This is a genomic window from Flavobacterium sp. CR10, from assembly GCF_055814415.1.
In genome coordinates this window covers 5,356,732-5,368,531 of record NZ_CP185985.1, presented here as the reverse complement: position 1 = coordinate 5,368,531, position 11,800 = coordinate 5,356,732, and the positions used below count along the sequence as shown (strand labels likewise).

Sequence of the window (11,800 nt, the reverse complement as noted above, 5' to 3'; positions counted from 1 at the left end):
TTAACTAACCAGAATCAATTAATAACTAAAAACCAATTTAAAACATGAAAAAAGCATTTCACATTTTAGCCGCGATGTTAACAAGTTCTTTTGCCTTTGCCCAAGAAGATGAAACAGCCACTCCGGCAACCACATGGGGAGGTTCTGCAGATGCGTACTATAAATATGATTTTTCAAAACAGATGAATGGATTAACGAGCTTTACCAACTCACAGAATTCATTTGAATTAGGAATGGCATCTATCGAAGCAGGTCATACTTTTGGAAAAGCTTCAGTTTTTGTAGACTTAGGTTTCGGAAAAAGAGCAGCAGAATTTTCATATAATGAAACACCAGACAAAGATGCAAGTGCAAAATTTTTAATTAAACAATTATATTTTACATATAATTTGACCGATGAATTTAAAGTAGTAGCGGGTAGTTTCGGAACCCATATCGGCTATGAAGTATTAGATGCGGTAGATAATAAAAACTACAGTATGTCTTATGCGTTTTCTTATGGACCGTTTTTTAATACAGGGGTAAAAGCACAATATACTTCTGGCAAATTTACAGCCATGTTAGGATTAACCAACCCAACAGACTTTAAATCAGCTATGGATGCAGGCTCTTACCAAAAAACGTTCATTGGGCAAGTAGGATATATAGGAGATACAGGAAGTGCGTATTTGAATTTTACAACAGGAAGCACTAACCCAATACCAGGAAGTACAATTCCGGTTTCTGACGAAAATAAAACGCAGTTTGATTTAACAGCTTCTAAAGCAATTTCAGATAGTTTTTCACTTGGATTAAATGCAACTTATGCTAAAACCAAAAATGATTTTGACAGTAATTTAGACGGAGATTGGTTTTCTTTGGTAGGATATGCTACTTATTCGTTCAATCCAGCATTGCTTTTAGCTTACAGAATGGAATATTTTGATGCTAAAGATGCAGCTCCAAGTTTAGGAACTTTGGCAGGATCAAATGTATTTGCTAACACTGTTTCTTTAAATTACAAAGTTGGGAAACTAACTATAATTCCTGAGTTAAGATACGATGCGGCATCTGAAGATATATTCTTAGATAAAGATGCATTGCCAACTGGCGGAAGCTTCTTTGCCTTGATTGCAACAACATACTCTTTCTAGAGATAAAGATTGATATTTTTTTTTTTTTTTGGAGCTGTCGAAACATATTAATGTTTTGGCAGCTTTTTTATTTGTTTCAGGTTTCAAGTTTCAGGTTTCAAGTTTCAAGTTTGATGTTGAACAGTTGATAATCATTCCGTAGGAATGTTTTGTCGGTAGAAATTGAATTGATAGTCATGAGGTTACGCGTTCCGTAGGAACGTTTGATTGGTAGTCGAAAAATAAATCTTCCATAATAAACAAAAAAAAAGCGCTTCTGTATTTTTTTACAGAAACGCTTTTTCTATTTAATTGTTGAGGTTTTATTGAACCTGTTTTTTATAAATCGAATAAATAGTATCAATTGTTTTTCTATCTAAAACCGAAGTTGCATCAGTTTGAATGTAATGCAGTTTAAATGCCTGAATCGCTGCGGTTAAGTTTTTGGTGTTATAACCGATAATTCTCAATGCAGGTTCAATTTTAAAATCAAACGGAGCTGGTTCTAAAACTTCGTCTGGCCAGATTCCAAATCCTTTTTCGGCTAAAGTTTTCCACGGAAATAACGCGCTTGGATCTTGTTTTCTTCCAGGAGCAATATCTGCGTGACCTAAAAAGTTTTGTGTCGGAATATTGTAATCCTTTTTCAATTTGGTCAACAAAGCCACTAAACTGCTGATTTGAGCTTCCGTAAAAGGCTTGAATCCATTGTTGTCTAATTCAATACCAATAGAACAAGAGTTTAAATCGGTTGTTTTTCCCCAAGTAGAATTTCCAGCATGCCATGCTCTTAAATAATCGTTAAGCATTTGCACTACTTTTCCGTTTTCAGAAATAATATAGTGCGCACTTACCTGAGTCTTGGTTTTTGTAAAAGTATTAATCGTTTGCTGAAGCGAATCTTGAGCAGTATGATGAATAATAACAAAACTTGGCTTTCTTAGATTGAAGTTTACTGTACCAATCCATTCAGTGTTAATGCCGTTCTGTAAATAAGTTGAATTTGTCTTTGATAAAGTATCTTTTATAATTCTCAGCTGCTGTGCATACGAAGTATCAATAACAACAGGTGAAACTGCTGGAATTGGTTTGGCTTCTTTGCTTGTAATCTGGTTTTCTAAATTTTTTAGCTGCTGATCATAAGCTTTTTCAGTATTCTTGTACGGATTTGTAGAACAAGCACTGACAATAACAGCTAGAATCAGATAACAAAAATGTTTTCTTGTCATAATTCGTTGTTTTATAGGTTAATAACGATTATTCTGATATTTTCGTATCTGGAGTGTCTTTTACTTCTTTTGCTTCTTTTGAATCTCCTCTAGAATCTTTGTCTTTTTTCTTTTTAGATTTAGTCTTTTTGACTTCTTTTAAAGTATCCATAAAAGTTTTGTACTTTTCAATTTGGTCTGGATTTAAAAAGGCCGTAATTTTTTTATCGGTACTTTCTCGTAAAGCTTTTATCTGCTCAATTTTTTGATCTTGGTTGCTACTTTCATTTTTTAATAAAATGCCTTGCTCTCGTATACTCTCTGCCAAAACATTAGTAATAGCAATTGCTTGTAATTCATCTAGATTTACTTGCGGTTTCATTTGTTCTACAATCATTCCTGCAGTTTCTTCAGGCGGAGTTTCTTTAGGTTTGCTTTGGGAACCCTGCTGTTGTCCAGCCATCATACTTCTATCCATACCCATTCCGCCACCTCTTCCATAGCCATTGCCGTAACCACCATATCCACCGCCATATCCATTATTGTATCCGCTGCCATATTGGGCGGAAACAGTAAAACTGAATAAGCTAAAAACTAAAATAAATAAAGTTTGAAAAGGTTTCATAAAAGTATTTTTATCTGTGATTAACAATTGTTCAGTGTAAATTTAAGCAGGTTCTCCGTATAAATCAAATTCTGTTGCTTCAATTATCTTGATATTAACAAATTCGCCAGTTTTTACGTAATGCTTAGAAGCATCAATAAGAACTTCATTGTCAACATCTGGGCTGTCAAATTCTGTACGTCCAACAAAATGAGCACCTTCTTTTCTGTCAATGATACATCTAAATACTTTGCCTACTTTCTCCTGATTCAAATCCCAAGAAATTTGAGATTGAAGTTCCATAATTTCGTTTGCTCTAGCTTGTTTTACATCGTCTGGAACATCATCTTCTAATAAATACGCATGAGTATTTTCCTCATGAGAATAAGCAAAACATCCCATTCTGTCAAATTTCATTTCTTGAACAAAATCTTTCAAAATTTCAAAATCTTCTTGAGTTTCACCAGGATAACCAACAATAAGAGTAGTTCTAATTGCCATTCCAGGAACTGCAGTGCGGAAATCTTTTAGCAACTGAGTTGTTTTAGCCTGAGTTGTACCACGACGCATAGATTTCAAGATAGAATCTGAAATATGCTGTAATGGAATATCAATGTAGTTGCAGATTTTAGGTTCGCGCTTCATTACTTCCAAAACATCCATAGGGAAACCAGTAGGGAAGGCGTAGTGCAAACGAATCCATTCAATTCCTTCCACTTTTACCAAAGCTTCAAGTAATTCAGCAAGATTTCTTTTTTTATAAAGATCAAGACCGTAATACGTTAAGTCTTGAGCAATTAAGATTAATTCTTTAACCCCGTTTTTAGCTAAACCTTCTGCTTCTTTAACCAATTTCTCTATTGGCTGAGAAACGTGAGAACCTCTCATTAACGGAATCGCACAAAAACTGCAAGGTCTGTCGCATCCTTCTGCAATTTTCAAATAAGCATAATTTTTTGGAGTTGTAGTCAAACGCTCTCCAAGCAATTCGTGTTTATAGTCGGCTCCTAGAGCTTTTAATAGCTGAGGTAATTCTGTTGTTCCAAAATATTGGTCAACGTTCGGAATTTCTTTTTCTAAATCTGGTCTGTAACGTTCAGACAAACATCCTGTTACAAAAACTTTATCAACAAGTCCCTTGTCTTTTTTATCTGCATATTCCAAAATCATATTTACCGATTCTGCTTTTGCATTATCAATAAATCCGCAAGTGTTAATTACAATAATGTTTCCTTCTTTTTCTGCAGGAGCTTCATGTTCAACCTCTTTTCCATTTGCGCGAAGCTGTCCCATTAGGACTTCACTATCATATACATTTTTTGAACACCCAAGAGTGATTACGTTAATTTTGTTCTTTTTTAAAGACTTGGTTCTCATACTTTTATAAATTGGAGTGCAAAATTACACTTTTTTTATTCAAACCACACTAGTTTGCAGTTTGTTTTAGCTGTTTTTTATGAAGATGACCAGGTTTATTGCTTGTATTTTTTGAGTTGAATTTGAAATAAAGGTTTTTTAAAAGGATAAAAAAAAATCCGCCAAGTAAAACCTGACGGAAATTTCAATCATCTATTTTGATTTTTAATTACAATTCAAATAATAAGGTCATAGTGACATTGTTTAATTTTGAAGTGATGTTGGCTCCATCAGTGAATCCTCTTGTAAAGAAACCTTGATTTGAATCTCTTTCTAAATAAGAGTACGCCAGATCTAGTTTTGTAGATCCAAAATTATAACCTAAACCGGCCGAATAACTGTTTAATTCTCCAACTGTGATTCCATTTTTATATGGGCTTCCTTCATAACGGTATCCGCCTCTTAAGCTTAATTGTTTGATTTTGTATTCAGCTCCTATACGAAGTTCGCCTGTACTGGTTAAAGTATTGCTGATATCATTATTTATTCCTCTGAAGCCTGGATCGCTAGTAGGCTTAAATTTGCTGTTGCCATAATTTCTTATGCCGTAATCAATACTTAATAAACCAGATTTTCCAAAAACATAAGCAGCGCTAAAAGTCCATTTGTCTGGAGTTTGTAAAGTGTAAGATTCGTATACATTTACAATGTTTGGATTTACAGAGTTGTTAAAAGTCTGGCTCGAGCTAGTTTCTGTGGTAGAATATAAACTTTGTGAAAGTTCATCATAAAGTTCGTACCATGTATTTGACTCGTAAGCTATACCAAGTCTAAAATTGTCTGTTACTTTTCCTATTGCTCCAAGTTGGAAAGAAAATCCATTTCCATATGTGTAAAGTTCGTTGTTGAATCGTACATTGGAAATTGTTTCATATGTTTCTAGAGGATTATTGTTGTATTCGTAGAAACTTGTAGATTTCCGATAGTCGGTTACATGAACATTTAAGTTAGCTCCAAAATATATTCTGTCTTTATAAGAAGTTGCAATATTGAAGCTCACTTTGCTATTATATCCTCTAGTGTAAATATCATTTTCTTGGTGATAATTTCCTCCCGCAGGCACATTTGTGTAATATTGCGTGTTGTTGTCATTGCCTGAAACAGGGTTGATTACATATCCTTCAAGGCCGAAAAAAGCTTGTTGTTCGGAGTATGTAAGGTTTCTGAATGGAATTTTAGTAATATTGCCCAATTCAAGTCCGTTTGCATAGTCTAGAAAATACCCATCGATTGAATTTGTGGGATTTGTTCCAGCAGAGAAAACTTCATTGTTAAAATTGTTTGTGTTTTCGTATGTCGCGCCAATTGCAATTTTGCTCCATCCAACTCTTGGATCGTGGTTTTTAAAAACAAAAACACCGCCAGCTTGATTCAGTATAAAAGAGTTTTCCTTGTCTGAAGTCTGAGTGCCAAAGTAGTTAGAGCTGTTTTTAATATTTTGGTTGCTAAATGATATTCCAACTTGATTGCTATTGAAAATTGCCGATCCAGCAGGGTTGACGCTCAAAGCAGATATGTCCCCTCCAACAGCTCCAAAAGCACCACTCATAGCTCTGTAGCGCGCGGTTCCAGTAAGATTTTCTTGAGAATAACGTAGAGCATCTGAAACTTCTTGTGAATATGACGCGCTGACAGTTAGTCCTGTTATAAAAAGGAATAGTATTTTTTTCATTTTGATAAGTTTTAGTTCGAATGTAAGTGTGCTGAGGAAAATTATCTTCTTCCTCCGCCACCGCCGCCAGATCTCATTCCGCCACCGCCGCCACCGCCGCTGTATGATCTAGATCCGCCACCGCCTCCCATGCTAGGAGAGTAGCTTCTTGATGAGCCACTGTTGCTAGGTGTATAGCTTCTAGAAGGGCCGTTGTTGTAGTTAGGCGTGTAGTTTCTGTTTGTTGTGGTATTTCCGCTATTGTCGTAAGATCTTCTATTGCTATAATTATAATTAGAGCCGTTGTTGTAAGTTCCTCTATTAGTAAATGTAGGACTTGTAGTTCCTCTATTTAAAGTGGAAGTTCTTCTAAAATCAGTGTAGCTGTTAGATCTGTTTGTAGTATAATTTCTGTTTGTTGTGTAATCTCCTCTATTGGTAGTGTATCCTCTATTAGTGGTATAGTTTCTATTGGTTGTATAGCCTCGGTTAGTACTATAGTTTCTGTTATAGGCATAGTTTCTGTCACCATAATAACCAGCAGAACCTCTTCTTCCGTAGTTGTAAGAGTAGTTGTACCCGTAATATGGATATCCCCATCCTGGATAACCCCAGCCAGGGTAGCCCCATCCTGGATATCCCCATCCGTAATATGGGTAACCCCATCCCCAATAGCCACCATATCCCCATCCGTAATAAGGATAACCCCATCCGAATCCAAATGACCATGTAGGGGTAGTGTAGAAGTTTACAGAAACGTCAGAACTGCTGCTGCCCCATGCAGGATAAGATACAGATGCAGTTTGAGTGCTGTCAGAATAATTAGTATAATTGTCAACGTCGGTAAAGATTTCAGTTGGTTGATTGTCATCTTGCAATGATCTGAAATATTCCTTGTATTGGTTGTTTGTTCCATTTGCTACATATTTAACAGATGAACCACCATAAACCCCATCATTATCATAATAAGAGGAATTTTGGTAAGAACCACATGATGCTAGCAGTAAACTCAGTAATCCAATTAAGTAAAAATGATTAGAGTTTTGGCGGAGTGAAAGGTAAGTTTTCATATCTGTGGTGTTTTTTATTGTTGCACATTACAAAATTAGTTAGTTTTGTCAAACTATTTAGTTAAAATTGTTTAAAACAAAATTTGTGCCAAAAAATATAATATGAGTAAGAACCTTACTACAAGATCAGAAGATTATTCGAAATGGTATAACGAACTGGTTGTAAAGGCAGATCTAGCTGAAAATTCAGGAGTTAGAGGATGTATGGTAATAAAACCATACGGGTATGCTATTTGGGAAAAAATGCAAGCTGAGTTAGATCGTATGTTCAAAGAAACTGGACATCAAAATGCGTATTTTCCTTTGTTTGTACCGAAAAGCATGTTTGAGGCGGAGGAGAAAAATGCAGAAGGATTTGCAAAAGAATGCGCGGTTGTAACGCATTACAGATTAAAAAATGACGAGGAAAGACCAGGCAAATTAATGGTTGATCCGAATGCAAGATTAGAGGAGGAGCTTATCGTTCGTCCGACAAGTGAAGCTATTATTTGGTCTACATATAAAGGATGGGTTCAGTCTTATAGAGATTTACCTTTATTAATTAATCAATGGGCAAATGTGGTTCGTTGGGAAATGCGTACGCGTTTGTTCTTAAGAACTGCTGAGTTTTTATGGCAAGAAGGGCATACAGCTCACGCTACAAAAGCAGAAGCTATTGAGGAGTCTGAAAAGATGATGAATGTTTATGCTGATTTTGCTGAGAACTTTATGGCAATTCCGGTTGTGAAAGGTTTTAAAACCGAAACAGAGCGTTTTGCTGGAGCAGATGAAACATATTGTATCGAAGCGTTGATGCAAGATGGAAAAGCATTGCAAGCTGGTACATCTCACTTCTTAGGACAAAACTTTGCAAAAGCATTTGATGTTAAGTTTGCAAATGCTGAAGGAAAACAAGAACACGTTTGGGGAACTTCTTGGGGAGTATCTACTCGTTTGATGGGAGCGTTAATTATGACGCATTCTGATGATCAAGGATTGGTGCTGCCTCCAAATTTGGCTCCAATTCAAGTGGTTATTGTACCTATATATAAGACCGATGAACAATTGGCTCAAATTACAGAAGCAGTTAAAGATTTGACGGCTAAATTGAGAAAATTGAAGATCACGGTTAAATTTGATGACAGAACAACTCAAAAACCAGGATTTAAATTTGCAGAGTGGGAATTGAAAGGAGTTCCTGTTCGAATTGCGGTTGGTCCAAAAGATTTAGAAAACGGAACTTTTGAAGTGGCAAGACGTGATAATTTGACAAAAGAGGTTGTTGCTAGCGAAAAAATCGTTGAACATGTTAATGATCTTCTAGAACAGATTCAAACGGACTTATTTACTAAAGCATTGGATTATCGTAATACTCATATTACGGAAGTAAATAATTTTGAGGAATTTAAAGAAGTTTTGGAAGGAAAAGGAGGCTTTTTATCTGCTCATTGGGATGGAACTGCTGAGACAGAAGAGAAGATAAAAGAATTGACAAAAGCGACAATTAGATGCATTCCTTTGGACGCTGTTGAAGAGGCGGGAACCTGCGTGTTTACTGGGAAACCATCCTCTAAAAGAGTGCTTTTTGCTAAGGCATATTAAAAAAAGACATATTTTTTTGCATTAGGTGTTGCGCAAATAAAAAATAGATGTATCTTTGCATCCGCAATACAGAAGCACGGTCCGTTCGTCTATCGGTTAGGACGCCAGGTTTTCATCCTGGTAAGGGGGGTTCGATTCCCCCACGGACTACAAGTTATAATATATATTGAAAAGTTTCCAACTTAGGAGAATTGAGGTCCGTTCGTCTAGGGGTTAGGACGCCAGGTTTTCATCCTGGTAACAGGGGTTCGATTCCCCTACGGACTACAAAATTAGTTGTAAATAAGTTTTGTAAAACAAAAATTGGTGTCTCGGTTTTTGTTTTATTAGTTAAAACCAAAGTGATTGTTTTACAGTTGTGGGAGGTTTTTCTTTTTTAACTAGTATTTATAATAATTATTACATCTAAAATTAAAAGAAAATGGCAAATCATAAGTCAGCATTAAAAAGAATCAGAAGTAACGAAAAGAAAAGAGTTCTTAACAGATATCAACATAAAACTACTCGTAATGCTATCAAAGCATTAAGATTAGCTACTGATAAATCTGATGCTGCTGCTAAATTATCTACTGTAATCTCTATGATTGATAAATTAGCTAAAAAGAACATCATTCATGATAATAAAGCTTCTAACTTGAAGTCTAAATTAACAAAACACGTTGCTAAATTGTAATTAAAACAATTTACTAAAAATACAAAAGTCCTCCAAAAGAGGACTTTTTTTGTTTTAATTCAGTAAATTCCAATAAAAAATAAATTCCAAACCCCAATTTTTATAAATAGTTGGAATTTGGAATTTTGTTATTTAAGAGACTCAATATTTTAAGCCTATTTTATGTATTCAGATTTTTTTGAATTTAAAACATTGGAATTTAAATTTTATAAATCAATTTTCTTTTTAAGATATTCCAACATTGGCTGGGTAATAGGTTTAGAAAGAAAATCTATTATAATAGGATATTTTTTTGCTTTGGCTAGATCTTCTGGGTCAATTGTAGAAGATAATACGATTACAGGAACCATATTGAATTCTCTATAATCAGGAGAAGTAAAATGATCTAAGAATTCCCATCCACCCATAATTGGCATGTTTAAATCTAAAAAAATTAATTCAGGCCTTTTCTTTGCTTTGTCGTTTGTGTATTTTAAGACATTGAAATGATGAAGGGCTTCTTCGCCGTTTTGAGCTGTAACAACTTCATGTGAAAATGAAGATTTTGAAACGACTTTTTTGCATAACATTAATGTGATAGGGTCATCATCAATGCATAAAATCTGCTCAAGCATAATAATTAATTTTTAAATGTTATCGTAAATGTTGTTCCTTTGTTGACTTCGCTGTCGATAGAGATTGTTCCTCCCATTGTTTCTACCTGCGATTTTACAAGATATAATCCTAAACCTTTGCTGTCAGGATAATTATGAAATCTTTGATAAAGTCCAAATATTTTGTCGCGATTTCGTTCAAGGTCAATTCCGATTCCGTTATCTTTGAAAGTTAAGATTGTTCTTTGTTCTATCTGTTCTGCTATAATAGATATTTTTAGTTTTCTGTTTTCCGATTTGTACTTTATAGAATTGGTTAGAAGATTCAATAAAATGCTTTCAATGTAAGCTTTGTTTGTAATAAGTTCAGGAACTTTATCAAATTTAAGTTTAATTATTGGTTTGTGTAATTCAATTTGAAACGAAAGTTGACTGAAAACATTTTCGAAAACTTCTTTTAAAGACACTTCTTCTTTTTGCATCGAAGGATTATCTTTAATAATAATAACTTTTACTAAATCATTGATGGTTTCATTTAGCAAATGTGTTGATTTTGTGAAGCCGGCTAATATTTCTTCAAGCTCTTCGTTTTCTATTGGGATATCTTCTATTAGATTTAAAAGTCCGATTAAATTAGAAAGCGGCGCTCTAAGATTGTGCGATGTAATGTAGGAGAATTGTTTTAAATCCTTATTGTTTTGAGTTAATTCTCGAATTAGATGTTCTTTTTCGGTTTCGAGCTTTTTCTCATCAGTTATGTCTCTTTGTATTGAGATCCAATGCGAAATCACTCCTTCGTTATTAAAAATAGGAATCATAGAAAAGCGTACCCAATATTCTTCTTTACTCTTGGTGTAAGTAATGGTTTCAATTAGGCATTCTTCTTCATTTTTTATCGCTTTTAGGAGTTTTTTTAATTCATCCGAATCAGATTTTGGGCCTTTAAAAATATTTGGCGATTTTCCAATAATTTCGTTCGATTGATAACCCGACATTTGAGAAAATGCTGGATTCACGTAAACTATTTTTGGTATTTTTCTTTCAGAAGAATTGGCCTCCGTAATTAAAATAGAATCTTTGGATTGTGTAATTACAGTTTCTAAAAGCTTTAATCGTTGCTCTTCTTCTTTTTGCTTTGTAATGTCCTGAATAGCCCCAATCATTCTGATAGCTCTTCCATTTTCGTCTTTCAACAAAAAACCTCGATCCAAAACATATTTATATGACCCGTCTGCACATCTAAAACGATATTGATCCTGCCACTTCTCCGTTTTTTGTTCTATAAAAGAATATAGTTTTATTGACATACGGATACTGTCTTCCGGGTGAATTTTGTCAAACCACCATTTAGAAGTTTTCCCTACTTCTGCTGGATCGTAACCAAAAACACCTTCAATTCCTTTATTCCAATTAATACTGTCCTCTTGAATTTTCCAATCCCAGATTGTATCGCTCGTCGCTTTTGCTACAATGTCATATTTCTCATTCGATTCTTTTATTTCTTCGTTGGTTTGGTTTAGTTTTTCAAAGATGGTTATGTTTCTTTTTTTGTTTTTTGAAAGTATAAACCTGAAAACCAGTGCTGTAATTAGAATAAATATAAAGTCTTTTACTAAAGAGAGATATAAATATTCTGAAGAAGAAAAGTAGGTTGTGAGTAATTTATGACATAAAAGAGCCATAATTATCGAGATGATTGTATAAATAAGAGTAATTTGGAGAGTTTTACTTTTCATCACCTCAAATATAGTTAATTTAACTATAACAGAACGTATCTTAATGTCATTTTGAAAACGATATTTTTATGATTTATATTAACTAATTGATTGTATATACGCAAACTATGACAGAAACATTTTTTTTTAAAAAATAAAGTGTACCTTTGCGCCCAT

Annotated in this window: 10 protein-coding genes and 2 tRNA genes; 5 read left to right on the top strand and 7 right to left on the bottom strand. The window is 34.3% G+C overall.

What is annotated here, in order from left to right; genetic code table 11:
* Positions 1 to 44 precede the first annotated feature (44 nt).
* A complete protein-coding gene (locus ACNRYB_RS22555) occupies positions 45 to 1,133 on the top strand; it encodes an outer membrane beta-barrel protein (RefSeq protein ID WP_129745180.1) in 1,089 nt (362 codons plus the stop codon).
* 302 nt (positions 1,134 to 1,435) lie between these two features.
* On the opposite strand, the gene ACNRYB_RS22550 is transcribed toward ACNRYB_RS22555, so the two are convergent.
* The 5 genes from ACNRYB_RS22550 to ACNRYB_RS22530 all read right to left on the bottom strand — a co-directional run bounded on the left by ACNRYB_RS22550 (position 1,436) and on the right by ACNRYB_RS22530 (position 7,061).
* The gene (locus tag ACNRYB_RS22550; RefSeq protein ID WP_473728823.1) at positions 1,436 to 2,341 is read right to left on the bottom strand and encodes an N-acetylmuramoyl-L-alanine amidase; all 906 of its coding nucleotides are present in this window, start codon (positions 2,339 to 2,341) and stop codon (positions 1,436 to 1,438) included.
* 28 nt (positions 2,342 to 2,369) lie between these two features.
* Positions 2,370 to 2,945 carry a hypothetical protein gene (locus ACNRYB_RS22545; protein ID WP_473728822.1) on the bottom strand — a complete coding sequence of 192 codons (576 nt, stop codon included), beginning with the start codon at positions 2,943 to 2,945 and terminating at the stop codon, positions 2,370 to 2,372.
* A 42-nt stretch (positions 2,946 to 2,987) separates the two neighbouring features.
* The gene (gene rimO / locus ACNRYB_RS22540; RefSeq protein ID WP_129745184.1) at positions 2,988 to 4,301 is read right to left on the bottom strand and encodes a 30S ribosomal protein S12 methylthiotransferase RimO; all 1,314 of its coding nucleotides are present in this window, start codon (positions 4,299 to 4,301) and stop codon (positions 2,988 to 2,990) included.
* 208 nt (positions 4,302 to 4,509) lie between these two features.
* Entirely contained in the window at positions 4,510 to 6,012 is a 1,503-nt protein-coding gene (locus ACNRYB_RS22535) for an OmpP1/FadL family transporter (protein ID WP_473728821.1), read from the bottom strand.
* 41 nt (positions 6,013 to 6,053) lie between these two features.
* On the bottom strand, positions 6,054 to 7,061 hold the full coding sequence (locus tag ACNRYB_RS22530; protein ID WP_473728820.1) for a hypothetical protein: 1,008 nt from the start codon (positions 7,059 to 7,061) through the stop codon (positions 6,054 to 6,056).
* 102 nt (positions 7,062 to 7,163) lie between these two features.
* Between ACNRYB_RS22530 and proS the strand changes: the two genes are divergently transcribed.
* From proS to rpsT, 4 genes are all read left to right on the top strand, one after another.
* The gene (proS, locus tag ACNRYB_RS22525) at positions 7,164 to 8,642 is read left to right on the top strand and encodes a proline--tRNA ligase (protein WP_129745190.1); all 1,479 of its coding nucleotides are present in this window, start codon (positions 7,164 to 7,166) and stop codon (positions 8,640 to 8,642) included.
* A gap of 78 nt (positions 8,643 to 8,720) precedes the next feature.
* A tRNA-Glu gene (locus ACNRYB_RS22520) sits at positions 8,721 to 8,792 on the top strand.
* Between the two features lie 45 nt (positions 8,793 to 8,837).
* Positions 8,838 to 8,909: transfer RNA gene (locus tag ACNRYB_RS22515), tRNA-Glu, on the top strand.
* A gap of 154 nt (positions 8,910 to 9,063) precedes the next feature.
* Entirely contained in the window at positions 9,064 to 9,315 is a 252-nt protein-coding gene (rpsT, locus tag ACNRYB_RS22510) for a 30S ribosomal protein S20 (RefSeq protein WP_091492106.1), read from the top strand.
* A 206-nt stretch (positions 9,316 to 9,521) separates the two neighbouring features.
* On the opposite strand, the gene ACNRYB_RS22505 is transcribed toward rpsT, so the two are convergent.
* Both ACNRYB_RS22505 and ACNRYB_RS22500 read right to left on the bottom strand, forming a co-directional pair.
* Positions 9,522 to 9,929, bottom strand: a complete 408-nt coding sequence (locus tag ACNRYB_RS22505) for a response regulator (protein ID WP_343707997.1) — start codon at positions 9,927 to 9,929, stop codon at positions 9,522 to 9,524.
* Between the two features lie 5 nt (positions 9,930 to 9,934).
* Positions 9,935 to 11,644 carry a PAS domain-containing sensor histidine kinase gene (locus ACNRYB_RS22500; protein WP_473728819.1) on the bottom strand — a complete coding sequence of 570 codons (1,710 nt, stop codon included), beginning with the start codon at positions 11,642 to 11,644 and terminating at the stop codon, positions 9,935 to 9,937.
* Positions 11,645 to 11,800 lie beyond the last annotated feature (156 nt).